Origin of the sequence: Streptomyces profundus, from assembly GCF_020740535.1 — a bacterium.
In the GTDB taxonomy this organism is placed as follows: domain Bacteria; phylum Actinomycetota; class Actinomycetes; order Streptomycetales; family Streptomycetaceae; genus Streptomyces; species Streptomyces profundus.
Genome location: NZ_CP082362.1, coordinates 5312767 through 5338668, shown reverse-complemented (window position 1 = coordinate 5338668; position 25902 = coordinate 5312767). Strand labels below are relative to the sequence as shown.

18 protein-coding genes are annotated in these 25902 nt (G+C 74.9%); 7 read left to right on the top strand and 11 right to left on the bottom strand.

Annotated elements, in window-relative coordinates:
• Nucleotides 1–7 precede the first annotated feature (7 nt).
• A complete protein-coding gene (locus K4G22_RS23570) occupies nt 8–973 on the top strand; it encodes an aminoglycoside phosphotransferase family protein (protein ID WP_228082345.1) in 966 nt (321 codons plus the stop codon).
• On the opposite strand, the gene K4G22_RS23565 is transcribed toward K4G22_RS23570, so the two are convergent.
• The 4 genes from K4G22_RS23565 to K4G22_RS23550 are packed head-to-tail and all read right to left on the bottom strand — an operon-like array spanning nt 924 to nt 8812.
• Nucleotides 924–4856 (bottom strand): SAV_2336 N-terminal domain-related protein, encoded by a 3933-nt coding sequence (locus tag K4G22_RS23565; RefSeq protein WP_228082344.1) that lies wholly within the window; start codon nt 4854–4856, stop codon nt 924–926. The genes K4G22_RS23570 and K4G22_RS23565 overlap by 50 nt on opposite strands.
• Entirely contained in the window at nt 4849–5790 is a 942-nt protein-coding gene (locus K4G22_RS23560; protein WP_228082343.1) for an AAA family ATPase, read from the bottom strand. Before K4G22_RS23560 ends, K4G22_RS23565 begins: the two co-directional genes overlap by 8 nt.
• The gene (locus K4G22_RS23555) at nt 5787–7865 is read right to left on the bottom strand and encodes a vWA-MoxR associated conflict system protein (protein WP_228082342.1); all 2079 of its coding nucleotides are present in this window, start codon (nt 7863–7865) and stop codon (nt 5787–5789) included. Before K4G22_RS23555 ends, K4G22_RS23560 begins: the two co-directional genes overlap by 4 nt.
• Nucleotides 7862–8812, bottom strand: a complete 951-nt coding sequence (locus K4G22_RS23550) for an RBBP9/YdeN family alpha/beta hydrolase (protein WP_228082341.1) — start codon at nt 8810–8812, stop codon at nt 7862–7864. The genes K4G22_RS23555 and K4G22_RS23550 overlap by 4 nt, the downstream gene beginning before the upstream one ends.
• A 281-nt stretch (nt 8813–9093) precedes the next feature.
• Between K4G22_RS23550 and K4G22_RS23545 the strand changes: the two genes are divergently transcribed.
• A complete protein-coding gene (locus K4G22_RS23545; protein ID WP_228082340.1) occupies nt 9094–9609 on the top strand; it encodes a flavin reductase family protein in 516 nt (171 codons plus the stop codon).
• Between the two features lie 17 nt (nt 9610–9626).
• Here K4G22_RS23545 and K4G22_RS23540 read toward each other — a convergent pair whose 3' ends face one another.
• The 3 genes from K4G22_RS23540 to K4G22_RS23530 all read right to left on the bottom strand — a co-directional run bounded on the left by K4G22_RS23540 (nt 9627) and on the right by K4G22_RS23530 (nt 14148).
• Complete coding sequence (locus K4G22_RS23540) at nt 9627–13055, bottom strand: HEAT repeat domain-containing protein (protein ID WP_228082339.1); 3429 nt, start codon at nt 13053–13055, stop codon at nt 9627–9629.
• 12 nt (nt 13056–13067) lie between these two features.
• A complete protein-coding gene (locus tag K4G22_RS23535) occupies nt 13068–13418 on the bottom strand; it encodes a hypothetical protein (protein ID WP_228082338.1) in 351 nt (116 codons plus the stop codon).
• A 124-nt stretch (nt 13419–13542) separates the two neighbouring features.
• Entirely contained in the window at nt 13543–14148 is a 606-nt protein-coding gene (locus K4G22_RS23530) for a hypothetical protein (protein WP_228082337.1), read from the bottom strand.
• A gap of 242 nt (nt 14149–14390) precedes the next feature.
• Here K4G22_RS23530 and K4G22_RS23525 point away from each other — a divergent pair, with 242 nt between their 5' ends.
• Nucleotides 14391–15086 carry a response regulator gene (locus K4G22_RS23525; protein WP_228082336.1) on the top strand — a complete coding sequence of 232 codons (696 nt, stop codon included), beginning with the start codon at nt 14391–14393 and terminating at the stop codon, nt 15084–15086.
• Between the two features lie 108 nt (nt 15087–15194).
• Here K4G22_RS23525 and K4G22_RS23520 read toward each other — a convergent pair whose 3' ends face one another.
• Nucleotides 15195–16892 carry a sensor histidine kinase gene (locus K4G22_RS23520; protein ID WP_228082335.1) on the bottom strand — a complete coding sequence of 566 codons (1698 nt, stop codon included), beginning with the start codon at nt 16890–16892 and terminating at the stop codon, nt 15195–15197.
• A gap of 184 nt (nt 16893–17076) precedes the next feature.
• Here K4G22_RS23520 and K4G22_RS23515 point away from each other — a divergent pair, with 184 nt between their 5' ends.
• Nucleotides 17077–18141, top strand: a complete 1065-nt coding sequence (locus K4G22_RS23515; protein ID WP_228082334.1) for an enoyl-CoA hydratase/isomerase family protein — start codon at nt 17077–17079, stop codon at nt 18139–18141.
• A gap of 315 nt (nt 18142–18456) precedes the next feature.
• Here K4G22_RS23515 and serS read toward each other — a convergent pair whose 3' ends face one another.
• The 3 genes from serS to K4G22_RS23500 all read right to left on the bottom strand — a co-directional run bounded on the left by serS (nt 18457) and on the right by K4G22_RS23500 (nt 22883).
• Nucleotides 18457–19773 carry a serine--tRNA ligase gene (gene serS, locus K4G22_RS23510; RefSeq protein ID WP_228082333.1) on the bottom strand — a complete coding sequence of 439 codons (1317 nt, stop codon included), beginning with the start codon at nt 19771–19773 and terminating at the stop codon, nt 18457–18459.
• Nucleotides 19774–20122: 349 nt separating this feature from the next.
• The gene (locus tag K4G22_RS23505; protein ID WP_228082332.1) at nt 20123–21889 is read right to left on the bottom strand and encodes a siderophore-interacting protein; all 1767 of its coding nucleotides are present in this window, start codon (nt 21887–21889) and stop codon (nt 20123–20125) included.
• Nucleotide 21890: 1 nt separating this feature from the next.
• Nucleotides 21891–22883, bottom strand: coding sequence for an ABC transporter substrate-binding protein (locus tag K4G22_RS23500; protein WP_228082331.1), 993 nt, complete (start codon nt 22881–22883; stop codon nt 21891–21893).
• A 162-nt stretch (nt 22884–23045) separates the two neighbouring features.
• Between K4G22_RS23500 and K4G22_RS23495 the strand changes: the two genes are divergently transcribed.
• From K4G22_RS23495 to K4G22_RS23485, 3 genes are read left to right on the top strand one after another with little or no spacing between them, the layout of a single operon-like run.
• Nucleotides 23046–23795: a helix-turn-helix transcriptional regulator gene (locus K4G22_RS23495; RefSeq protein ID WP_228082330.1), complete on the top strand. Its 750-nt coding sequence runs from the start codon at nt 23046–23048 to the stop codon at nt 23793–23795.
• Nucleotides 23796–23808: 13 nt separating this feature from the next.
• The gene (locus tag K4G22_RS23490) at nt 23809–24855 is read left to right on the top strand and encodes an iron chelate uptake ABC transporter family permease subunit (RefSeq protein WP_228082329.1); all 1047 of its coding nucleotides are present in this window, start codon (nt 23809–23811) and stop codon (nt 24853–24855) included.
• Entirely contained in the window at nt 24852–25883 is a 1032-nt protein-coding gene (locus K4G22_RS23485; protein ID WP_228082328.1) for a FecCD family ABC transporter permease, read from the top strand. Before K4G22_RS23490 ends, K4G22_RS23485 begins: the two co-directional genes overlap by 4 nt.
• The last annotated feature ends 19 nt before the right edge of the window (nt 25884–25902 follow it).

The window sequence follows — 25902 nt, the reverse complement described above, 5'->3', positions numbered from 1 at the left end:
TGCCGACATGATCACCGTACCGGAGGCGTTCGCGTGGGGGACGCGGGAGCGTGAGGGGGACGCCGCGGCGGGGTGGCTGGCCGAACTGCCGGGGATCGTCGCGGAGTTGCTGGACCGCTGGGGTTGTGTGCCGGACGGCGGGGTGACGCATGGCGGCGTCGGCGTCATCGTGCCGGTGCGGCGCGGCGCCTCGGGGCCCGCCGTGCTGAAGGTGTCGTTCCCACATCCGGGCAACGTCCACGAGCCCGACGCGTTCGCGGCCTGGCGCGGACGCGGCGCCGTGCTGTTGCACGAGCGGGACGACGCGCGCTTCGCGATGCTGCTGGAGCGGGCCGACACGGCGACCCTGGCCGAGGTGCCGGACGGCGACGAGGTGGTGCGGATCGCCGGACGGATCAGCCGCCGGCTGGCCGTCGCCGCCCCGCCGGGGCTGCCCAGGCTGCGCGGTCGGGCCGACACCTGGGAGGAGGAACTGCGGCGGGACGCGGCCGAGTTGACGCACGCCCTGGCGCCCCGGGTGGTGGCGGCTGCCAGGGCGACCGTCCGCGAGCTGGGCCGCGACCAGCCGGACACGCTGGTCCATGGCGACCTGCACCCCGGCAACATCCTGCGGGCCGAACGCGAACCCTGGCTGGCCGTGGACCCCAAGGGGTACGCGGGCGATCCCGCCTATGACAGCGGCGCCCTGCTCAAGTCCCGCGCGCTGACGCTCGCCCGGGCCGACGACCCGCGCCGGGCCGTCGCCCGCGCGCTGGACGGGTTCGCCGACGCCGCCGAACTCGATCCCGAACGGGTCTGGCGCTGGGCGCAGTTCCACGCCGTCGAGACCGCGTTCTGGGCCCGCCGCCACGGTTTCCGCATCGCCCGCGAGGGCCCGTCCCTCGACCACCTCACGGCGCTGGCCGACCAGTTGGCCACCCTCCTCACCGATCCCCGGCGAGGGGCCCCGCGTCGGAGGGGGGGAATCTCATGAAGAACCCGACGATGGGGGTGGGGCTCCCGGCGTCGGCCCCGAGGGGCTGGCGGAGCAGGTAGAGCAACAACAGCGGTCGGTCGCGGCGGTGGACGGCCCCGCCCTCCCGTCCCGCTGCCGGGTCGGCGCGCTCGTCCTCCGGGGCGACCAGGCGGCGCACCAGCTCGTCGACGTCGGCCCCGGGTTCGTCGAGCGGCGATCGTTGCACCAGCCCGATCAGGTGCTGGGCGACGGCCGCCCGCTGGGGAGCGTGCCCCCGGCTCATCAGGCACACGTTCCAGCCGTCGGGCCCGCCGGCAGCCGCGCGAGCGCGTGCGTCGGCGTCGACGCCGGGCCGCCCGTCCTGGGAGAGTTGGTACGCGTCGAGAAATCCGGTCACCTGGTCCATGGGCACCCCCTCCCACAGCACGGTGCGGTCGAGAGGGTGCACCGATCCGGGGGCGATCCGGTCGAGCGAGGCGACCATGCGCTCCAACGTCTGGAAGTTGTTCCTCAGGACCTCGGGGGACAGGCTGAAGCGCGGCGTCTCGACCACCGGTCCGGAGCGACCCGAGGTGGCGGGGGGGCCGACGCGGCCGGGCCGCCCCCACTTCTCGTGGTTGTCCGGGGTGGTGTAGAGGCGCCTGATGCCGTTGCGACCGCCGCGGAACTCGCCCAACCACCGGGGTGGGAAGAGGGAGTCGCGGGGGGAGCCGAGGACATAGGCGACGGTGGGCCCGTCGATGGGAAGGCTGGCGGTGGACAGGGCCACCGTGACCGCGATGGTGTTCCTGCTCCCCGGGGCGCGCTCGGAGAACGCCGTCATGTCCCGTGGTTCCCCGTCGAAGGTCCGGACCCGGATGCTGGCGACGGCCCATCGCACATGCGGCGCGACGTCCCGCCAGGAGAGCTCTCCCGGTTCGGCGGGTGAGAGGTGCGTCGCCCAGGCGGACTCGAAGGCGGCCATCCGCCGCTCCGCCTCGGGGCCGCCGGCCCCGAGGGTGTCCTCGATCCCGCGGACGCGGGAGTCGACCCAGTCCCGCACATGGGCCTGGACCCGAGGGTGCCGGCTGACGCTCACCAGCATGGAACAGGTCTCCGAGAAGTCCCCGTGAGCGCGGCGCGCGGCGCAGGCGAGCACAAACGCGTCGATCGCCGAGCACAGCGAGGGGGGCAGCTCCGAGCTCGGCACATGCGCCGCCGGGTGCCGGGCGGGCATCCACTCCTCGTGGTCGGTGACCGGGTGGAAGCTCGACTCCGAGCGGGGCGGGAGGGGTTCCCGGAGCGGGTCGGACGAGCCGGCGGGGCTCGTGGCATCTGACGACGGCACGCGCAGGGTGTGGCGGAAGGTGTCGGGGGAGAGCAGGAATCCGTTCCCCCGGAGTTCGAAGCCGGTGGGCAGTCCGCCGACCGGCGACTCCCCGTATCCGAGGTAGACGGACCTCTCGAAGCGGTCCACCAGGGCGCGGACGCTCGCGGCCCAGGGGGTGGACGGGCCCCCGCCCGACGCCGAGAGGAAACGCGTGGAGGTCGCGTCGACGTCGTGATCGACGACCAGCAGGGGGAGGTCACGGGTCACTCCGGCGGCGCCCGTTCCCGGCAGGTCGGCGAGCCACTTGCCGAGGCTGTCCAGGACGCGGGAGTTCCGCTTGACGACGAAGACGTGGGGGAGCGTTCCCACGAGGAACGGGAGGCGCCTCGCGTGCTCCGGGCTGAAGTCCCCTCCCTCGCCGCTGCTCGTCATGGCGACGATGTCGAGCCGCTCGGCGTGCGGGGCGGAGCCGACGCCGCGCCGGTGCGCCGCGTCCTCGCCGTCCCGCGGGGCGCGCGGCCGGAACCTGGTGTCGAACCCCAACAGGCCCCGGTCGACTCTCTGTTGCACCTCGCTGCGCTCGCCGTCCGTGGTCCCGGCGATCAGCACGACCAGCCGGTAACCGGCGTCGATGGCCTTGGCCATCAGGCCGATGGCGTGCGCCGTCCGATCCAGCCTCGGGTGGCTGACGAGCCGGCCACCGCGTCGCCACCTGCCCAAACGCCAGGGGTCCTCCAGCTGGGCCAGCACGTCCCTGGTGTCCTCGTCGATGCGCAGGACCACGGGCGCCGCGACGCGCTGGTCCTCCGTCAGATACCGCTTGTACTGGGACCAGAAGTGGCTGGCGCGATCGGCCTCCCCCTCCGCCGGCGCCTGCCAGACGTTGACGAGGGACTCCAACTCCCGCAGCAGCGCCGCGCGGTCGGTGCCGAGGTCCTGGTCGGCCAGCAGCTCCAGCGTCGTGTCCACCGCGGAGACGAGATCCCCCGGCCGCGGCCACCGCGGACCGTCCCAGGGCAGCAGGGTCATCGCGAGGCGCGCCGCCGTCGCGCTGACGGACTCCGTGGGCGGGGCCGGGGCGGCGCCGGCCAGGACGTAGCCGAACGGGGTGGGCTCGGCCAGGACCTCGTCCGTGGCCCGGCCGCCGCTCACCACGGCGGTCGGGCCGCGACCGCCGGCGGCACGCGCGATGCGCAGGCCGGCGAGGGTGCGGCGGACGCGGTGGCGTTCGTGGTCGCGTAGTTCGTCGCCCAGCAGGGCCTGGACCGGGGCCGGTACCGTCAGGACGGCCACCCCTTCGGGGTCCGTCCGCAGGGGGAGGATACCGGCGGTGAGGAGCTCGGCCATGTCCGAGGTGGTTGCCTCCGGGACGATCTCCTGGCGGATCAGATGGAGCAGCGCCAGGCTCAGTTGGTCGAAGGGTGAGCAGAGCACCGCGAGTCGGATGGCCGGGGGCGAAGCCGTCCGGAGGAAGCCCCGGGCGCGCTCCTCGGGGCCCCGGGGGGACGAGCGGGCCCGTCGGCGGCTCACCGGGTGGCCGTCCGGGGGGACAAGGACCGCGCCGCAGCCCCCGGGGTCGCCGCGCATCACGGTGTCCGACCAGCGGGCCAGGGAGTGCGGGGTCAGGGACAGGACCGGGAGCGGCATCCACCCCTCCCACTCGTCCGCCCCGTTGGGCGAGAGCATGGTCGGCCGGGTGAAGGAGAGTTCGTTGTTGGCGGCGCCCGGCCGCCCCGGTCGGACGCGGACGGTCGGCAGGTCGAGGCCGGCGGAGCGCCACAGCTTCACCGGCAGGGGGTTGAGCAGCGCGACGGGCGTGGTGCGGGACCAGGCGCGCAGCTGCCGCCAGATCTCCGGGGCCCGCCATGCGCGGGGGGCGCAGTCGGACACCACCAGCACCAGCCGGCGGCCGGTCGGGGAGCGCAGCTGCCCCGGGTTGCCGGCGCGCCCTTGGCCGTCGCGGAGGGTGGCCTCGCCGTCGGCGTCGAGCGTGAGGTCCCGGATCTGGAGGGTGCGGAAGGCCCCGAGTTGGTCGAGGACGGCGGTGAAGGCGTCGATGGTCTCCCGCCACACCAGCATCGACGGGGACCGGTCGACGACCACGACCAGGTCGAACCAGCGTTCCGGCGCGGTGGTGAAGACGGGGATCAACTCACCGCTGCGCGCGTAGTCCTGGGCGGTCGCTTCGATGTCCAGGGCCTGGTGCCGCCCGCCGCGCCAGGGCCGCTTCCAGGGGCGCAGGGCCCTGGCCAGCTCCAGGGCGAGCGGCAGGGCGGCGGCGCCCGGGAGGTCCACCACCTCGCCGCGCACCCGAGCGGTGGACCCGGACAGCCGTTCGTGGAGGGCGAGTTCGGACGGGTTCGCACGTTCGGTCCCGGAGCCGCCGTGGCGCTCGGGGCGCGGCGGCGGAGAGCGGCGCTCCAGCTCCTGGTCCTGGCCGGTGGTCGACGGCGAGCGCGCGGACCCGTCGGCGGTTCCCGAGGGCTCGGCCATCAGGGAGGCCAGCCACAGCGCCTCGGCGAGTCCGGTGGCGTCCAGCTCGGGGGCGACGCCGCGCAGCGCCCCGACCGCCAGGGCCAGTGGTTCAGGCATGGGTGAGCCCACGGAGGATCAGCTCCAGCACGCTTCGCGCGTCGTCCTCGGCCGGTGCCTCCTGCGCGGTCAACACATGTACGGCGTTGAGGAGTTGGTCGACGGCCAGGCTCTCGCCCGCCTCAAGTCGTTCGACGAAGGCGGTCACCAGGGTGTCCACGGCGCCGGCCTGGGCCTCGTCGACCCGAAGGTGGGCGGCGACGACCCGGTGCAGCGTGGCGACGGTGGGCTGCGGCATGGTGTAGCGGACGCAGCGCCGCAGGAACGCGGCGGGGAAGTCGCGTTCGCCGTTGCTGGTCAGCACGAGGAACGGGAAGACGGTGCACCGCACCCGGCCCTTTTCCAGCGCGGCGAGGGTGTTCTCCGCGGCCTCGCGGACATGGACGACGTCCTCCCGGTAGCGGGCGAGTTCGGGGATCTCGAACTCGCCGCGCTCCAGCACGTCGAGCAGGTCGCTGGGGAGGTCGAGATCGCTCTTGTCGATCTCGTCGACGAGCAGGGCCCGAGGGCGTTCCCCCGGCAGCAGCGCGGTACCGAGGGGGCCGAGGCGCACGAAGGGGGCGATGTCATCGGCGCCGGCGTCGGCGCCTCGGCCGCCCTCCAGACGCTGGGCGTGGATGCGTCCGAGCGCGTCGTAGTGGTAGAGCGCGTCCGTGAGGGTGCTGCGGGAGGTGATGTGCCAGCGCAGTGTCCTGCCCAGTTTCAACTCCTGTGCCACCTGCTCGATCACCGTCGACTTGCCCGAACCTGGGGCGCCGGTCAGCAGCAGGGGGCGGCGCAGCGCCAGCGCGGCGTTGACCGCCTCGACCAACCCGGGCGGCGGCTGGAACTCCCGGTGCAGGGACTGCCTGGGGAAGCGGCGCCACGGCGGTGGCTCGCCGAGATCCACGTCCCGGGGGGTGCCGTCGCCGACATAGAACGGTTGCCAGGTCATAGGGTGTTCGCTCCGTCGGTCGTTTGTGTCTCGAACCAGTCGCAGAAGTCGAGCCACTCCGTGTCGTGCCAGACGCATCGCAGCCGGGCGAGCGCCGGCCTGTCGTGGCGCGCGCCGTTCGGCCCCGGGTTGGCCCGCCAGTCGTCGCGGTAGGCCTCGCTGAACCGCTCGGGCAGCCGGTCCCAGTGGCGGTTGACGCCGTCCCGTGTGGCCGCTGGCAGATCCTCGTCGTCCGCCGGCCACAGGACGATCGGGGCGTGGGCCAGCAACGCGGGCATCAGCTGGTCCAGTTGGGCGGGGCGGTGGCCGAGCGCCACCGCCCGTTCGAAGACCCCGTCGGCCAGCCGGGCCGTCAACTCGCGTGCGGAGCCGGTCTCCTCCTTGCCGAGCCAGTCGACGGGCGCGCAGCCGTCCTGACCGGTGTTCATGGCCGCGAGGCGGTCACGGGCGTAGTCGTTGATCCAGCCGAGATGCGCCGGCGGGCAGAGCCGGTCGCTCCAGCGCAGCACGACGTTGTGCGTGCGGCCGAGCCGCGTCCCGATGTCCGACTCCTCGGGGCGCCAGTGGACCAGTTGGTGCGCGGAGGCGGCGATCTCCACCCGCCGCAGGCGGGCGCCTATCCTCCGAGCCTGGCGGGTGGCCCAGGCGAGGATGGTCGCCAGGGTTCCCTCGATGCCGGGCTGCGTGGCGGGGCAGGGGAAGTCCCCGTAGGCCACCTGTTCGCCGCGGTCCAGGAGCCAGGCGGTCAAGGTCTCCGGCCACGCGTCGGCGAGGGCCGCGTGCAGGCTGACGACCAGCCGCAGGCGGGAGGCGTTCTCCCGGTCGGCGAGCGCGGCGACGGCGTCGTTGTACTCGATGGCGGCGCCCGTGGCCCTGATCCACGCGGCCAGTTCGGGCGTGTCGGGGTCGATGCCGTCCTCGTGGGCGAGCGCCGCCACGAACTCGGCCAGATGCGCCTCGCGGTCGCCCGCGCCCCTGGGCGCCCTGAGGCGGAGGAACTCGGCGCAGTGCCGCAGCAGATCGCCACCGCCGAGGTGCGGCGGACAGGCCGCGCTGCCACCGGCGGCGTTGGCCGCGCGGCGCAGCCGCTCCGAGGTCAACGGGCCACCCGGCCAGTCACGCAGCAGCTCCACCGTCCTGGTGGCGGTCAGCAGCCCGTCGACGACGGCCCTCGCGTACGCGGCGTCCTCGGGCGCCGCCGTGCCGCCGACCCCGGGATCCCGCAGTCGCCGCCGCAGGCCCTCCAGATCGGCGGTGCCGGGGAGCGGGGGCACGTCCTCGCCCAACGGCCTTAACGCCCAGGCGAGTTCCTCGGCGCCCACGGGCCCGAGGAGCGGCCCGTCGGCCGGCCGGTGGCAGACGTTGCGCGCGATCCAGGGGTGCTGTCCGGGGAGGGGATCGCCGTCCGCGTCCACCAGGCGGGCGGCCGTCCCCGTCGCCTCGTTCACGGCCACGCACACCGCCCTGGCCGACAGGTGGGCGCCCTCGCCCGGGATGCCGCCGCGCAGGACACGGACCAGTCCGCGGGTGAACGCGAGGCCGTACGCGTCCTCGTCGACCCCGACGGACATCAGCAGGGACAGCCGGCCGGTGCCCCGCCTGATGCCGCCGCCCAGCGCGGCGAGGTCGGGTATGGCGCCGCCCGCGTGGCAGGTGTCGACGAGCGCGACGACCCCCCTGACCCCCTGGGTGTCGAGCACCTGGCCGAGGAGGTCGCCGACATCGACCACCGTGGTCGGCTCGTCGGGGCGGGAGTCGGCCGCCATCAGATACAGCTCGGGCACCCCGCCGTGGATCGTGCCGTGGCCGACCAGGGCCAGCACCAGCTCCGCCCCGGCCCGGCCGGCCCGTCGGGCCGCGTCGCGGATGGCCCCCTCGATCCGCGCCTGTCCGAGCGAGGGCCCGTACAGCAGCGTCTCCACCCCGGGCGGGCCCGCCTCGCAGGCGCCCGTCCGGCGATCCAGCAGGGTCTCGTGCAGTGCGCGCGCCACCTCCTCAAGCCCGTCCAGCTGGCCAAGGGCCGGGCACTGGGGCGCGATCACCAGCAGGTGACGAAGGGGCGGCGGAACGGTCATCCGGCCGCCTCAAGGGCCTCGATGACGGGACCGGCGACACCGGGCGTCGCCAGATAGGTGGCGGCCGGGTGCACCCAGAGGCCGTCGGAGTCGACGCGCCTGGTCTCGGGGCGCACCGAGGCGGCGTTGGCGGCGACGGCGTCCTCGATCCGGGGCCGGCCGACGATGATGTCGTCCCGGTCCCAGAAGTTCAGCCAGCGTCCGACGGTGGCGGGGACCCGGGGTGGCTGCGGGCGCATCCGGGAGCGCACGGCGGTGCGCATCCCGATCGGGGAGCCCAGGGTCACCAACAGCGGTACGACACCCGCGTGTTCGAGGAGCGCCTCGACGGCGACCACCGTCCCGAGGGAGTGCGCCACGACGACGGTGGGCCCCTCGGCGTCGAGCTCCCTCCGGACGCGCGCGCGAATCCGCAGGTCCAGGCTCGGGACGTCGGCGTCGGCCTCCGCGCGGTCGAGATAGCGACGCACCTGGTCGAGTTGGCTGACCATCATCCTGGCGCTGGCCCAGCCGCCGAACCGGCGCAGGCCGGGTAACGCCAGCAGGGAGTTGCCGGCGTTGAGAGCCCGCCGGCCGACGCTGCCGGCGCCCTGCGGCTCCCCCTCGGGGAGCAACTGGCCTCTGGCGCGCCGCAGCACCCTCGCCTCGTGCGGGGTGACGGTGTGGGCCTCGGCGAGCCGGGTGTCGACCACCTCCAGCAGGAGCTCGGCCAGGGGGTCGGCGGCCGGCAGGTCGGCGGGGGCCCCCTGGGCGTGCGGTTCGGTGAACAGATCGCCGTAGTAGGCGAAGCGGGCGTCGACGCCGCCGGTGCCGAGGAGTCGGGCGGCCCGTCGGGAGTGCCCGGCGACCCGGGCGCCCTCCGTCAGCGCCTCGCTCCAGGCCCTCAGCTCCGCCTCGGGAACCCTCGGCCCGCCCACGCCGTGCACAAAGACCAGCCGCGGCTTCATCCGTCCCCCACCGCCTATCCGCGCCCCGCGTGCCGCCGGACGGGATCGAGAATACCAACGGCGCCCGGGGGCGGGACGGTACCGAGCGGTGGTTGACAGCACGGCCCGCCGGGGACGGGAACATCCATCCGCTTGTGTGCGCTGAAGGGCAGAGCCCCTCAGGCCGTCGAGGGGATCGGCTCCGCACGTTCCCGCGATCGAGAGGAAGTGCCCTTGTCCCCCTCATCCTCAGCCCCGAGCCTCGTCGCGCCACCCGTGACCCCGAATCCCGAGGGCCCCCGATGACGGCGGGCGAGCGCCTCGGCGAGGACTGCCTGACCGCCGAGCAGTACAAGTCCGTGTTCCGTCAACACCCGGCGGGTGTCGCCGTGATAGCCACGACGCACCAGGGCCGGCCCGTCGGCTTCACCGCCACCTCCGTCATCTCCGTCTCCGCCGACCCCCCGCTCCTCGCCTTCTCCCTGGCCGCCACCTCATCCAGCGCACCCGCCATCACCACCGCCGACACCCTCACCATCAGCCTCCTCACCGGCACCCAGGACCACATCGCCGCCCGCTTCGCCACCACCGGCATCGACCGCTTCGCCACCAACGACTGGACCACCCTCCCCACCGGCGAACCCATCATCGACAACGCCCACGCCTGGATACGCGCCCGCATCCTCGAACGCACCCCCGTCGGCGGCAGCTACCTCATCTCCCTCCTCGCCCTCACCGCCAACGCCCAACCCGAAACCACCCCCCTCGTCTTCCACGACCGCACCTACCACCGCCTCGGCCCCCACACCGCCATCTGACCCCACGCGCCGGGGGCTCAGCCGTGGTCGGCGTGGGCCGCCAGAGCCCTCGCCGTGGCGAGCGCGGCGGTGGCCGCCGCGCGGACCTCCGGGTCCGCGTCGTCGGTGGCCACCGCGCCGAGGGCGGCGCGCACCGTGGTGTCCGCGTACCAGCCGAAGGCGGCCGTCCAGGCGATTCCGGCCCGCACCTCGGGCGCCGGATCGGCGCGCAGCCGGTCCGCCACGGTGGGGGCGCCGTCCGGCTCGGCCACCGCCCACATGCGGAACGCGGCGAGCCGGGCGGCCGGCTCCGGCTCGGCGACGGAGCGGTCGCGGACCAGGCCGGCCGCCCGATCCGGCCAGTGCCACGCCAGCACCCACAGCGCCGTGGCGCGCGTCGCGGGGTCCGGGTCGCCGACGGCCCGGTCCGCCACCAGCCGCCGCGCCTCCTCCGGCCAGCGCCGCGCCAGGAGTTCGAGCGCCGCCGCGCGAAGCGGCGGGTCGTCGTCGCGCAGCGCCCGGTCCCGCAGCGTCTCCCGGATCTCCGCCGAGCCGTGGGTCGCCAGCAGTTGGAGCGCGACCCCCCGCACCAGGGGGCCCGGATCGTCGACGAGGCGCCCGGCCACCAGCCGCCGCACCTCCGTCGACCAGCGCGCCGCCAGCAGGGCCAGCGCGGACCCGCGCACCTGGGGATCGGGGTCGTGGAGCGCCCGGTCCGCCAGCACGTCGCGCACCTCGTCCGACCACCGCCACACCAGCAGCTGAAGCGCGGTCTGCCGTGGCATCGGGTGGGGGTCGGCCACGACCCGCTCCGCCAGCAGGCCCCGCGTCTCGGTCGGCCACCCCTCCGCGAGCAGCGTCAACGCGGTCCGGCGCGCGCCGGGATCGGGATCGTCGACGGCGCGGCCGAGCAGGATCTCCCGCGTCTCCCCCGGCCAGCGTTCGGCCAGCGTCCGCAGCGTGCCCCGGCGCAGGCCGGGATCGGGGTCGTGGACCGCGTGCTCGGCGAGCACCCCACGCGTCTCGTCCGGCCACCGCCGGGCCATGATGCCCAGCAGCACCCGGCGTGCACCCGGGTCGGGTTCCAGGGCGAGGCGGTCCTCGACCGTCCGGCGGTCGAGATCCGTCGCCCACTCGTCCAGCAGCGTCAACGCGCTCCGGCGCACCAGGGGGTGGGGGTCTTCGGCGGCCCGTCGAGCCAGCAGCGCCCGTGTCCCGGCCGGCCAGCGCTCGGTGAGCGCGCGCAGCGCGGAGCGCCGCACGCCCGGGTCGGGATCGTCGACGACATGCTCGGCCAGCGGGGTGCGCGCCTCGTCGGGCCATGCCTCGACGAGCATCGCCAACGCGGTCCGGCGCGGGCCGGGGTGCGGGTCGTTGGCCACCCGGTCGAGGATCAGCTCACGGAGCGCGTCGTCCGGCTCGGCGCGCTGTCGTCCGGACGCCCGCAGCGCCGCCGCCCGGACGTCGGGCCCCGGGGCGTGCACCGCCAGGACGGCGGGGGTGCCGGGGGCGCGGTAGAAGGCGGTGGCGAAGGAACCCGGCGTGGACCCGAAGAGCCCGCCCCCGTCGAGGAACTGCCCGTGCAGATGGAACCAGCGCAGGAACCTCGGGCGGCCGGCCCAGTAGTCGCCGAAGGTGGCCACGGCCGGCTGGGCCGTGACCAGCAGGGTGGCGGCCCAGGGGCGATGGGTGAGCCAGCCGGTGAGCGTGTCGATCACGGCCTCGCTGCGCCGGACGAGCGCCGGCGTGCCGATCCGGCGGATCTCGGCCAACGTCCGGACGGCGAAGGCGAGTTGCTCCTCGTCCTCGGAGGAGCGGAAGGTCGCCAGCAGATGGTCGACGAACGCGGCGGCGTCCGCCGGGCCGAGCTGGCCGGCGACCAGCAGCAGCACCTCGCGCCAGGCGGGTTCGGTGACCCGGGGCCCGAGGACCTCGGTGATCAGCTCCGCCCGGCTCCACTCCCGGCCCTCCTGGTAGCGGTGCGCGAGGTCGGAGGCCGCCAGATACTCAAGGAACGTGCGGTGCACGAAGCCGTAGATGTCGCCGCCGTAGTGGCTGAGGATGAAGTTCCGGCTCCGCAGCTGGTCCACCATGGCGCGGGCCGCCGCCTCGGCGCGGACCGGCGGCAGCTCGTACTCGGCGAGGAAGTCGCGGATGACGGACCGCAGTTCGTCGGCGTGCAGGTGGTTGCCCGCGATGCCGCCCGCGCCGTCCTGCATCCGGCGGGCCAGCTGCCGCAGCAGATCCCCCAGGTCCCGCGCTTCGAGGAGTTCGAGGACCTCGCGGATCTCGGGCCGCCCGGCGGGCGCCAGATGCTTGGTGTCCCGGTCCCAGTGCGCCAACAGCACCGTCACCGCGTGCTCGTAGACGCCCTGCCGGTCGCGCGGCAGGGTCCCTCGGCGGCCGACGATCGCCAGGACCGTCAACAGCAGGGGGTTGCCGGCCAGTTCGCGCACCGCCCGGGAGTGCGCCACCGCGTCGGTGACCCGCCGCACCAGGATGCCGGCCAGCTCGCGGTCCCCCGGGCAGGCCGTGGCGTACCAGCGGCGGGCGAACGCCGCGATCTGCTCCTCGGTGAGGTCCTGGAGCGTGTGGTGGGTGAAGCCGGCCGCCGCGAACACCCCGGGCCGATAGCCGACGATCCGCGAGGTCACCACCGTCCGCACCCCCGGATGGCGGGACGCGAAGGCGGCGATCCGGTGCGCCGTCCGCTGCCGCAGCTCCGGGTCGAACAGCTCGTCGAGACCGTCGAAGACCACCACCGCCCGGCCGCCGGAGAGCGAGGCCCTGAGCACCCGAGGCGGCACCGAAAGCCCCTCGGTGCCGTGCAGGTGATCCAGGAACTCCTCGAACGTGGCGTCCCGCCAGCGGGGTTCGGCGCAGCGCCGCAGCTCGACCAGGAGCGGCAGCCGCTCCCGCAGCGCCGCCGGCACCTCGTCGCTCGCGCCCTGGGTCAGCCACAGGGTCAGATACCGGCCCAGCGTCGACTTGCCCGCGCCCGGGTCGCCCAGCAGCACCAGCCGCTCCCGCCCCGCGTCCGCCAGCACATCGAGCACCGGCTCCACCGGGCGCTCCGCCCGTTCCTCGTCCGCCCCCTGGGCGCCCGCCGCCTCGCCGCACTCGCCGCGTTCGGTCAGCCGCCGCACCAGCTCACGCGGCAGGGCCACCGGCGGCACGCCCTCGCGCGCGCCCGGCGGGACGAACACCTCCCGCAGCTCGATCGGCTGCTGCTCACCCTGGTCCGACAGCGGCGTCAGCACCTCAAGGTCCAGCCGCCCGTATGCCTCCCGCACCCGCAGGGCGTAGGCGGCCAGGGCGTCGCGCGACTCGGCCGGCGCCACCGCCCCCGGCTGCTCGGCGAGGTGCACCACCAGCGTCTCGATGTGCAGCACCCCCGAGTTGGCGACGCCGCCGCCGTCGGCGCTGGCCGCTCCCGTCCCCGAGGCGGCGCCGCCCCTTCTCCTCATCCGCCGGGCCCGCTAGGTCAGCTCGACGCCGCTGTTGGCGCCGCTCCCGGGGCCCTCGGCCACGGCGTCGCCGCTGTCCCGCACCTGACCGCGCGCCGACCGGCCGCCCGTGGCCCGCAGCCCGGTGTTCGCCGAACCACCGCCGCGCGCGGTGGCGTCGCCCGTGCGGGACGCCTCGGCGACCGGGCCGCCGCCCGACGGGCCCAGCAGGCCGGCCAGCAGCCCGGCGACGCCCACGACCCCGCCCACCACGCTCGCCACCCAGCCGGCCCGCTCCAGATCGACGAGGATCCAGGTCCCCGCCATCGCGGCCAGCAACGCGGCCGACCCCGCCACCACGACGACCTTCACCCACCCGTGCATGGCTCCATTCTCCCCCCGACCGCCCCGCCGGGGGCGGCACTTGTCGAGAGGGGCGCCGCGATACCGGGGGAACCGGCGCCCCGACCGTCGCACGGTCGGGGCGCCGGGCCGTTCGGGGGGCGGGTCAGCGCAGCCACGGCACGGCGCGCACCGCCGGAAGGCGGGACCAGGCCCGGCCCAGGCCCCAGGTGTCGCCGGCCCTGAGGAGCGCCAGGGCGATCAGCACCAGGGCGTAGACGAGATGGGAGTCCATGAACGGGTTGCTCGACATGCTGGGCGAACCGTCCGAGAGATGCCGCGCCGGCGGCCATTCCGCGGCCCACATCAGCAGCATCAGCACCGATCCCGCGACCGCCGAGATCCGCAGCCCCACCCCCGAGCAGACCGCCACGCCGACGCCCAACAGGCCCAGCATGAACAGCCAGTCGGCCCAGACCGCGCCCGCCATGTCCTGGAACGTGGACTCCAGCGGGCCGACCGACACGCCGCTGAGGAAGCCCCGGGTGGGCGAGCCGCCGTCGGTCCAGGCGTTGCCCGCCCCGGTGGCGTAGCCGAGGCCGAACGCCTTGTCGGCGAAGGCCCAGAGGAAGACGAAGCCGATGGCGATCCGCAGCAGGGCGAGGAAGCGGGCGGCGGAGCGGTCGGCGCCGGCCGGCGCGGTGGCGCCCCGCCCGGCGGCCAGCGGTCGGGAGGCTCCGCCGGACGCACGCGGGGTGTCATGGAGAGTCATGGTCCCTTTCCCTTCTGGGAGTCGACGCCGCGGGTGCCGTGGGCACCTTCTGGCGATCTCCACTCTGGTCGTCGGGCCGCGCCCCCGCATGGGCCGCGCGGGGCACGCCGCCCGGGCCGGACGGGCCGTCCGCGGGACCGTGCGACGGGGGCCGTTCGGCCCATGTGGAAGGGGCCCAGGCCGGTGCACCCTTAAGACGCGGCGCCGTCCGGGGGCGCCGCCCAGGACAGGGAGCGCGGGGCATGGGTGCGGAACGGGACGGCGCGGGGGCGGAGCCGATCAGGGTCTTCCTGCTGGACGACCACGAGGTGGTGCGGCGCGGGGTGCACGATCTGCTGGACGCCGAGCCGGATCTGCTGGTCGTCGGCGAGGCCGCCAGCGCCGGCGAGGCGATCGTGCGGGGGCCGGCGCTCCGGCCCGACGTGGCCATCCTCGACGTCCGGCTGAACGACGGCGACGGCATCTCCGTCTGCCGTGAACTCCGTTCGCTGATACCGGGGTTGGCCTGTCTGATGCTGACGTCGTTCGATGACGACGACGCGCTGCTGGACGCCATCATGGCGGGCGCGGCCGGCTATGTGCTCAAGCAGATCAGGGGCTCGGACCTGATCACGGCGGTGCGGACGGTGGCCTCGGGGCAGTCCATGCTGGACCCGGCCACCACCGCCCGGCTGATGAGCACCCTGCGGACGGAGGCCCCCGGCGAGACGCCGAGCGAGCAGGCGGTGGCCAGGCTCACCGCGCGGGAGCGGGAGGTGCTGGCGCTGGTCGGCGAGGGGCTGACGAATCGTCAGATCGGCGCCCGGCTCCATCTGTCGGAGAAGACGGTCAAGAACCACATCTCCCGGCTCCTCGGAAAGCTTGGTGTGGAGCGCCGAGTGCAGGCGGCTCTCCTCGCCAAGGAGGCCGGCTCGGGCCAGGGCTCCCCCCGCCCCTGAGCCGGCCTCCCGCCCGCCCCGTGGGTGCGCGCGCACCCACGGGGCGGGCCAGCGACGGGAGCGTTGGGCACGTCGGGCCCCCCCGTCGCCCCCTGGCGTCGCCACGGGTCAGCCGACCGGCAGCGGCACCCGCCACTCCAGGCGGGTGCCGCCGCCGTCAGCGCGGCCCACGGTCATCGCGCCGCCGAGCCGTTCGGCCCGCTCGGCGAGGTTGCGCAGTCCGCCGAGGTGTCCGGACTCGCGCGGCCCCACGCCGTTGTCCCGCACCGTCAGCGTCAGGGCGCGGTCCTTGACGACCACCGCCACCTCGCCGGCGCCGGCGCCCGCGTGCCGCGCGACGTTGGAGAGCGCCTCGCGCAGCACCGGCACGGCGTGCTCGGCCACCTCGGGCGGGACATCGGTGTCGATCAGCCCCTCCATCCGCAGCGCGGGCCGGAAGCCCAGCGAGGGCACCGTCTCCTCCACCGTCCGCACCAGCCGCGCGCGCAACCCCCTGGCGCCGGGACCGGTTTCGTGGGTGCGCAGACCGAAGATGGTGGAGCGGATGATCCTGATGGTCTCGTCCAGATCGTCGACGGCCCGCATCAGCCGCTCGGACGCCTGCGGGTGCTCGACGAACCGCACCGCGCTCTGGAGGGTCATCCCGGTCGCGAAGAGCCGCTGGATGGCGAGGTCGTGGAGGTCGCGGGCGATCCGGTCGCGGTCCTCCAGGATCGCCATCTGTTCGGCGGCGCGGCGGCGTTCGGCCAGCTCCATGGCGAGCGCGGCCTGTCCGGCGAAGGCCAGCAGCGGCTCGGGGGCGTCCTCACCGAACGCGGGGCGCCGCCGGTCGCGCGCCAACAGCAGCGCGCCCCAGGCGTGTTCACCGGCGCGCATCGGGACGGCGAGCGCCGGGCCGAGCCCGGCGGACGGCCCCTCCCCGCCCGCGCCGATGTCCGCGCTGGTGACCGGACCGCCCTCGGCCATGGCCCGCCGGACCACGGCGGCCAGCTCGGGCGGCGTCCTCGCGCGCACCGCCTCGGCGCCGGGTCCGTCGGCGACGCTGACGGCGGTGCCCTCGCCTTCGGCGCCCGGCGCGCAGAGCGCCCCGAGGTCGGCGTCGAGTATCCGCCGGGCGTGGCGCACCAGCAGTTCCAGGACCTCGTGTTCCTCGGCGCCGGAGAGCAGGCTCCGCACGACCTCGGCGTTGGCCTCCAACCAGCGCTGGCGGTTGCGCGACTCCTCGTAGAGCCGCGCGTTCTCGATCGCCACCCCGGCGGCGACCGCCAGGGTCGCCAGCACCGACTCGTCCTCGGCGTCGAAGTCCTGCCCGCCGCGCTTCTCGGTCAGGTAGAGGTTGCCGAACACCTCCTCGCGCACCCGGATCGGGACGCCGAGGAAGGACCGCATCCTGGGGTGGTTCGGCGGGAAGCCGTGGGAGGCCGGGTGGGCGGCGAGGTCGGAGAGCCGCAACGGCGCCGGATGCCGGATGAGCTCGCCCAGGATGCCGTGCCCGGACGGCAACGGGCCGATGGCGGCGGCCCGTTCGCCGTCGACCCCGACGGTGAGGAACTCGCTCAGGCGCTCGTCCTCGCCGATCACGCCCAGCGCCCCGTACTCGGCGTCGACCAGCACCGTCGCCGCCTCGACGACGCGCCGCAGGACCTGTGGCAGATCCAGCTCCCGGCCGACCGCGAGGACCGCCTCCAGCAGGCCGTGCACCCGGTCCCTGGTGCCGCGCATCGCGTCGATGCGCATCTGGAGTTCCTCAAGCAGCGCGTCCAAGCGCAGTCCTGGCAACCGCTGTTCGTCGCCGTCCGCCACCATGGTGCCTCGTTCCCTCCCAGCGGGCCGGTCCGCGAGCCTACCGGCCTCCCTGGTCGGCGGGCCACGCCGGCTGGCCTCGCGGCCGGGAGCGCGAGAGGATCCGCCGGAGGGGGCACCGCACCGGGGAAGGAACCGACCAGATCATGCGAAGCACCGTGGCCGAGGCGCCGAGGGGAACGATCCGATGAGCGACACCGGGCCCGAGGTCCTGCTCCGGGTGGACGGCCGGGCGGGTGTGATCACGCTCAACCGGCCGCGCGCGATCAACGCGCTCTCGCACGCCATGGTGCGCGCCGTCGACGCCGCGCTCCGCGACTGGGAGCGCGATCCGGCCGTGCGGACCGTGGTCGTCGAGGGCGCCGGCGAACGGGGGCTCTGCGCGGGCGGCGACATCCGCGCCATCCACGACGACGCCCGCGCCGGCACCGGCGCGGCCCGCGACTTCTGGTACGACGAGTACCGGCTGAACGCCCGCGTCGCCCGGTTCCCCAAGCCGTATGTGGCGCTGATGGACGGCATCGTCATGGGCGGCGGCGTCGGCGTCTCCGCGCATGGGAGCGTCCGGATCGTCACGGAGCGCTCCCGGGTGGCGATGCCGGAGACCGGCATCGGGTTCGTCCCCGATGTCGGCGGCACCCAGCTGTTGGCGCGCGCCCCGGGCGAGTTGGGCACCCATCTGGGGCTCACCGGCGAGTCGATGACCGCCTCGGACGCGCTGGCCTGCGGGTTCGCCGACCACTTCGTCCCCTCGGCCGCGCTGCCCGAACTGCTGCGGGACCTCGCGCGGCTGCCGGCCGAGGACGCCGTCGCCCGCCACGCGGCGCGGGCACCGGCCGGCACGCTGACCGCCTCGCGCGACTGGATCGACGCCGGCTATGCCGCCGACTCGGTCGAGGAGATCGTCGAACGGCTGCGCGCGGCGCCGGGCGAGGGCCCCCGGCGGGCCGCCGAGGCGCTGGGCACCCGTTCGCCGACCGCGCTCAAGGTCACCCTCGCCGCGCTGCGCCGCGCCCGTGGGCTCGGCACCCTGGAGGCCGTCCTCGCCCAGGAGTACCGGACGTCCTGCCACGCCCTGGAGACGGCCGATCTGGTCGAGGGCATCCGCGCCCAGGTCATCGACAAGGACCGGCGCCCGAGTTGGCGCCCGCCGACGCTGGCGGAGGTCACCCCCGCCGATGTGGCGCGGTTCTTCTCCCCGCTGGAGGGCCGCGAACTGCGCCTGCCGCCCCCGACGGGGGCCGTGGGCTGAGCGCGAGCGCGACCGGCGCTCCGGGTCCGTCGGCCACCTGGGGGGTGGTGCAGAGGAACACCAACGCGGCGTGCCGCCAGGCGAGATCGCCTTCCAGATCGATGTTCTCCAGCACGTTCCGCGGATCGCCGACCGGGCCCCGGCAGCGGCCCCACGCCAACAGGGTGTCGCCATCGGCGCGGTAGTCGGTGGTGAAGCACCTTTCGCCGTCGCCCTGCGGCTCCTGGGCGCCGTCGGCGAGGGCGAACCGCGGGCCGCCCTCGCCGGGTGCGCCTCGTTCCCTGGTCGCGCGGATGGTGCGACCGGGCGCTTTCCTCAGGCGTTCCTCTCCGCCGCCGTCAGCCGTCGGGCGGTGGTCAGCGGCGTCAGGAGGAGGTCGGGGAACCAGGGGCGGAGCACCTCGGGGAGGGCGACGGTGCCGTCCTCGCGCTGGTGTTGTTCGAGGAGTGCGGGCATCAGCCGGCTGGTGGCGAGGCCGGAGGCGTTCAGGGTGTGGACGAACGCCGACCTGCCGTGGCGGGGCCGGTAGCGGATGTTGCCGCGCCGCGCCTGGTAGTCACGGGCGTTGGACACCGAGCTGACCTCCACATGGCCGCCGACGCTGGGCAGCAGGACCTCGATGTCGAGGGTCCTGGCCATGGCGGCGCTGGTGTCCTCGGCGGCGAGTCGGGTGACCCGGTAGGTCAACCCCAGGTCGGCGACGAGGCGTTCGGCCTTGGCCAGCAGCTCGTCGTGGGCCTCGTCCGACCGCTCGGGGTGCGCGAACTGGAACATCTCGACCTTGTTGAACTGGTGCCCGCGCAGCGTGCCCCGCTCGGTGGAGCGGTAGCCGCCGATCTCCTTGCGGTAGCAGGGCGAGTAGGCGAAGTACCGCAGGGGCAGCTCGGCCTCCGGCAGGGTCTCGTCCCGGTGGAGGTTGACCAGGGCCGTCTCCGAGGTGGGCAGCAGGAACCGCTCGGGGCCCGTTTCGCCCCGCTCCACCGCGAAGACCTCGTCGGCGAACTTGGGGAACTGGCCGGCGGCGTAGCCCGCCTCGTGGGTCAGGATGTGCGGCGGCAGGACGAACCGGTAGCCGTCGCTCAGATGGGCGGCGACGAAGTAGTTGAGCAGCGCCCATTCGAGGCGGGCCCCGTCGCCGCCGTACACCCAGAAGCCGCTGCCGCCGAGCTTGGTGCCGCGCTGGTAGTCGACGAGGTCGAGCGACCGCGCCAACGTCACGTGGTCCTTCGCGGGGAACGGGAGGTCGGCCGGTTCGCCGACGGTCCTGAGGACCTCGTTCCGCTCCTTGCCGCCGGCGGGCACATCCTCGTCGGGGAGGTTGGGCAGCGGGTCGAGGAACTCCCGGCACTCCCGCTCCAGCTCCGTGAGGCGGCTCTCCCGCTCGGTCAGGAGTGCGGCCAACTCCTTGGCCCTGGCCTGGAGTTCCTCGGCGCCCTCGCCCGCCCGCCGGGCGCCGGCCACCTCGGCCGAGATCCGCTTGCGGTCGGCCCGCAGCCGCTCGGTCTCGGTCCTGGTATTCCGCCGCTCCTGGTCCAGGGCGAGGAAGGCCGAGAGATCGACCCGGACCCCTCGCTTCGCCAGGGCCCTTCGTACTCGCTCGGTGTCCGCACGGATCACGGTGACTTCCAACATCGCCGCCCCGTCCCCTCTCGCTCGTCCGCCAACTCGGAAGGTTCCCTTGTGGACGCGGGCGAGCAGGGGGCTCGCGGTGCCACCGCGCTTCACCGCCGCGCGGGACGGCGGACTCGTTCGGCCCGGTGACGGGGGCTGGCCGGCGGGGCATGGGGCGCGAACGGCGCCTTTCCTCCCCGCACTCGGGAGGGGATTCGCCTCGGGCGCGAGACCGCCTTCTCAGCTGCCGGCGGCTCTCTGGACTCGCGCGATCCCGTGGTTACTCGTCTCCGTCATCGCGTTGCGCGCAGCGTAGACGAGGCCTCAGGCGCGGGGCAAACACATTGGCCAGGACGCCGTCGGGCACCCGTCAGCCGCCCCTCGTCGAGGTCAGGGCGAGGGCCTCATAGCCCCAGCCGAGGGCGACGCCCCGGTCGAACCGCCAGCCGGCGGCCTCCGCCAGCGCTCTGACCGCGGCGGGGGAGCGCGGCGGTGCTCCGGTCAGCGCCATCCGCAGCACCCCCTGGTCGGCCGCGCCCTGCCCGAGCTCGTCGGGCCGCAGCGACTCCACGACCAGCAGCGTGTCCGCCACGGCGCGCAGCGACGCCAGCGCCGCCACCGCCTCCTCGTCGGTGCGGGGGCCGAGCGCGAGCGCCGAGACGGCGAGGTCGGCGGGGACCCGTCCGGCGACGAAGCCGATCCCGTGCGACCGCACCCGGGGCCGCAGCACGCCCAGGGCGGTCCCTGACCCCGTCACCGTCAGCCGGGCGGTGACGCCACGGTCGCGCAGCACGTCGGCGACCACGGCGGCCCCGGGGCCGCTGAGGGCGATGTGCCCGGCCGTGGCCACGGCGGGCTCGGCCGCCAGCGCGTCGAGGACGAAGCCGAGCGCCTCGCCCCGCTCGACGAACTCCCCGTAGATCTCCGGGTCCTGGGCGGCGGCCTCCCAGGCGGTGGCGCCATGGGACCTCGCCCAGCCCGAGGCGCCGTGTCTGAGCGTGTCGTCGAGCGCGGCCAGGGAGAGCAGCACCTCGGCGTCGAAGCCGTCGAAGCCCTCGCGGGCGTGCTCGTCGTTGACCAGCTCCGCGCCGGCCGTCCCCAACGCCACCGAGTCCGCCGTCAGTTCGACGATGTCCCGGGCGGCCAGCACGGCCAGCAGCGGGCCAAGGCCGGCCGGGGCGACGCCGGCCCGTGCGGCGAGTTCGGGGAGCGGCAGGCGCCCGGCGCCGGCGAGCGTGTCGAGCACGGAGAGGCGCAGCGCGGCGCGGACGGCGAACCAGGCGACGGTGGCCGAGCCCAACTCCGGTACCCCGGGCGGGCCGCCGGGGCCCGCCCGGGGTTCGGGCGCGCTCTCGTGCCAGTAGCCGGTGACGGAGATCCGGGCGCGGTCGAGGCCGCGTTCGTTGCGCAGGTGGCGCCGGACCGGGAGCAGCGCGCGGCTCTCGCCGGCGCCCCACACATAGCCGGCGCCCTCCCGCCACGGGTGGTCGCGGATCAGCCGCAGGGGCGTGCCCTGGTCGTGCTCCGGGTCCTCGATCCAGTGCACCCGGTCGCCCGGCCTGGTGGGGAGGTCGACGCGGGCGGCGGGGTCGCCGATGGTCAGGTAGACGTCCGCCGGGGCCGTGGTCGGGCGTTCCTCCAGGAAGCGGGCGACGGCCGGCAGCGCCGTCTCGTCGCCGAGCAGGACGATCCAGTCCAGCCCGGCGGGGAGGACGGTGGAGGACTTGGGGCCGACGATCCACACCGCGTCGCCCGGGCGGGCGCGGCGCGCCCAGCCGGCGGCCGGCCCCTGGTGGCCGAGGACGAAGTCCAGGTCGAGTTCGCGGGCTTCGGCGCGCACCGCGCGCGGGGTGTAGTCGCGGGTCAGCCGGTTCTCGGCGCGCGGCCACTCGATGCCGTGCGGGAGTTGGACGGGCAGCGCGTCCTCGATCCGGCCGCCGTCCGCGAAGATGATCTTGACATGGTCGTCGAACGCCGGTGAGGCGAAGGCCGGTTGGGCACGGCCGGCCGCCCGGAAGCCGTCGAGTTGCTCTCCCGTCAGGGTCACGCGGACCGTCCTGGCGTTGACCGTCGCGGTCCGCGCGACCTCCAGCCGGCGCAGCACCAGGGGATGCGTTCTGAGGGTGGGTGCCGTCATGTCAGCCGAACATCTCCTCGATGATGTCGAGCAGCGCCAGGGACTCGTCGTAGTCGGGGCGCACCGTCCAGTAGGGCAGGTCATGGGCGTCGCCCGACTGGAAGGACGGGAGGGACGCGTAGGCCGGGTGCTCGGCGAGCGTCGCGACGTCCGTGGTGTCCCCGTTGAACCCGGTGACGAAGACCGTCGGCTGGGTGAGGGTGGCGGCGATCTCCTCGGTGGCCAGGGTGAACATGTCCCCGCCGGCGGTGTAGGGCTCGAAGTCGCCCTCGGCGAAGACCGGCGCCGCCTCGATCCCGACCGCGGCCAGGTCGGCGGGCAGCCCCTGGTCCTCGATCAGCACATAGGGCGTGTTGTCGGCGGTGATGGAGAGATAGGCGGCGGGCCCCGGCGGGGTGATCGCCTCGCGCACCCGCGCCACCCGCTCCTCGTGCAGGGTGAGCAGCCGCTGGTACTCGTCGGGCCGGTCGAAGACCTCGTCCGCGAGGAACGAGAACTGCTGCCGCCAGTTGTCCAGTTCGCCGCCGACCAGCACGGTGGGCGCGATATCGGTCAGCTCGTCGTAGACCTGCTCGGCCTGCGTCAGCGGGAAGCCGATGCCGCCGCCGACGATCAGATCGGGGTCGGCCGCCAGGACGGACTCCAGATCGAACCCGTCGACGGACCAGGGCAGGAAGGTCGTTCCGGCGGCCTCGGCCTCCGCCGCCCAGAACTCGGAGAAGGCGCCCTCGTCCTGGTCGGCGTCCTCCGGAGTGATCGCGGTCACCGGGACGTCGAGGTGGTACAGATAGCCGGCGAGCGCGTGGTTCAGCACGACCACGCGCCGCGGGTCCGCCGGCACCTCGACGTCGCCGTAGTCGGTGGAGACGGTGCGCGTCGCGGAGTCGGACGCGCTCCCGTCGTCCCCCTCGTCGGAGGCGGAACAGCCGGCCAGCGCCAGGATGGCGAGGGTGGCGACCACGACCGGGCCGATGGGTCGGAGGGCGGACTTCATGGCTACCTCGAAGGACGAAAGCGGGTTAAACGGGATAAGCAGGATATGACTGCCACGCACAAGTGAGGTTAGGCTAACCTCGCTTCGGCCGGCGGAACCGGCCCGAACCTGACACCCGCCCTTCCGCATCTGACGTCTTCCGCCCCGAGGAGGAGAAGCCCGGTGACCGTCTCTCCCCTGGCCGCCGTCGTGCCGCACCACGCCATCCGGTTCCTCGGCCACGACACCCACGAGCACGAGGTCCCCCACCTCGTCCATGTGGTGAGCGGCACGGCCGAACTCGTCGCCGACGGGCGCCGCTTCCCGCTGCGGACGCAGGAGAGCGCCTGGCTCGCCCCGTTCGTCGCGCACGCCGTGCGGGTCTCCGAGGGGGGCCTCGTCCTGGGGCCCCTGCTCGAACCGTCCGCCGCGCCGCCGAGCCCCGTCCGGCACCTGCGTCAACTGCCGGCCGTGACGAGGGTGATGACCGCGATCCTGGGCGCCGCGCCCGCCACGGAGCCGGAGATCGCACCGTTCCGCCGCGCGCTGGGCGACGTGCTGCGCAGCCAACTCCCCCAGTACCTCGACGTGGTCGAACCCCGGCACCCCGTGGCCCGGGCCATCGCCCGCGACGCCAGGCGGACCAGGGACACCCTCGACCAGCTGGCCCACCGGCACCACATGAGCGCGCGCCAGGTGCAGCGGCTCTTCCTCGCCGAGACCGGCCTGGCGTTCGCCCGCTGGCGCACCCGCGCCCGTCTCAACACCGCGATCCGCGAACTGCTCGCCGGCGCCCCCGCCGCCCGCGCCGCCGAGCGGGCGGGCTACGCCACCCGCTCGGGGCTGCTGCGCGCGCTGGCCCGCGAATGCGGCATCGCCACCGAGGACCTGCACGGCGACCTCCGCGAGGCGCTGCTGGACACGGTCGCGTAGTAACGGACAGCCCATGGACGCCAGCACCGCCACCCGCCCCGTCGTGGGCACCGAGACCGCCGCCCGCCGGGCGACCAGGCCGCTCGCCCTCCTGGGCGCGGTGGCGCTGCTGCTCGTCGCCGTCGTCGCCAGCGTCATGGTCGGCTCGACGCGGGTGCCGCTCAGCTCGGTGCTCAGCGCGCTGGGCGGACACGACGGCTCCCCCGAGCACATCGCGATCCACGATCTCCGGGTGCCCCGCACCGCGCTCGGCGTCCTCGTCGGCGCCTCGCTCGCCGTCTCCGGGGCGCTGACGCAGGGGCTGACGCGCAACCCCCTCGCCGATCCCGGGCTGTTGGGGGTCAACGCCGGCGCCGGCTTCGCCGTGTCGCTGGCCGTCGCGTTCCTCGGCGTCACCCGCGTCGAGCAGTACCTCGGCTTCGCCTTCGCCGGCGCCGTCGCCGCCAGCGTCGCGGTCTATGTGATCGCCTCCCAGGGCCGGGGCAGCCCCACACCGCTGCGGCTGACCCTGGTGGGCCTGGCCCTTGGCGCCGTCCTCCTCGGCCTCTCCCGGACCCTCGCGCTGCTGGACGTGGCGACGTTCGACCGGATGCGGTTCTGGGACGCCGGCACCATCGCCGACCGTCCCGCCGGCACCATCGGCGCCATCGCGCCCTGGGTCGGCATCGGCCTGCTGCTCGCCTTCGTCTGCGCCCGGCCGCTCAACGCGCTGTCGCTCGGCGACCAGTTGGCCCGCGCGGTCGGGGTACGGGTGGGCCTGGCGCGGCTCGGCGTGGTCGTGGCGGTGACGCTGCTCTGCGGCTCGGCCACCGCCGCCGCCGGGCCGCTGGCGTTCGTCGGGCTGATGGTGCCGCATCTGGTGCGGTGGGTCACCGGGCCCGACTACCGCTGGATCGTGCCGATATGCCTGTTCGTGGGGCCGGCGCTGCTGCTCTTCGCCGATGTGCTGGGCCGGGTCATGGTGGGTTCCGGCGAGTTGCAGGTCGGCGTGGTCGTGGCGCTGGTCGGCGCGCCGCTGCTGGTCGTGCTGGTCCACCTCCGCCGGGCGAGCGCGCTGTGACCGGGCAACTCGTGCTCAGACACGGCCGGTTCAGCACCCGCGTCGCCCGCAGGCCGGCCCTGGTCTGCCTCGCCCTCGGGGCGCTGACGGTCGCGCTCGCGGCGCTGGCGCTCACCCTCGGGCGGGCCCAGGTCACCCTCCCCGACATCGTGGCCGTCCTCAGCGGCCAGGAGCGGGGCATGCCGCGGAAGGTCGTCCTGGAGTGGCGGCTGCCGAGGATCGTCGCCGCCGTGGTCTTCGGCGCCGCGCTCGGCGTCAGCGGGGCCGTCTTCCAGTCGCTGACCCGCAACCCGCTGGGCAGCCCCGACATCATCGGCTTCAACTCGGGCGCCTACACCGGCGTGGTCGTCGCCATCCTGCTGGGCGCGACCGGCTACGCCGCCCTGGCCGCCGGCGCGCTGCTCGGCGGGGTCGCCACGGCGGCGCTGGTCTACACGCTGGCGTTCCGCAACGGGCTGGCCGGTTTCCGGTTCGTCATCGTGGGCATCGCCGTGGGCGCGTTCCTCTCGTCGCTCAACACCTGGTTCTCGGTGCGGGCGGAGGTGGACCTCGCGCTGCGCGCCGCCGTCTGGGGCGCCGGCTCGCTCGCCAGGGCCGACTGGACCGCCCTGGCGCTGGCCGGCGCCGGCGGGCTGGTCGTCCTCGCCTGCCTGCCGCTGGCGCAACGCTGGCTGCGGCACCTGGAGTTGGGGGACGCCACGGCGGCGGGCATCGGGGTGCCGGTCGAACGCGCCAAGGGCGCCCTGGTGCTCCTCGGCGTGGTGACCACCGCGCTGGTCACCGCGTCGGCTGGCCCGATCTCCTTTGTCGCGCTCGCCGCCCCGCATATCGCCCGCCGGCTCACCGGCCGGGGCGAGTCGGTCGATCTGCTCGGCTCCGCGCTGGTCGGAGCGCTGCTGCTGCTCGCCTCCGACGTCGCCGCCCAGCACGCCGTCCCCGGCGTGGTCCTCCCGGTCGGCGCGGTGACCGTCTGCTTCGGCGGCCTGTATCTGGTCTGGTTGCTCGTCGTGGAGTCACGGCGCTCGTGAACGTCCTGAAGGGAACCCG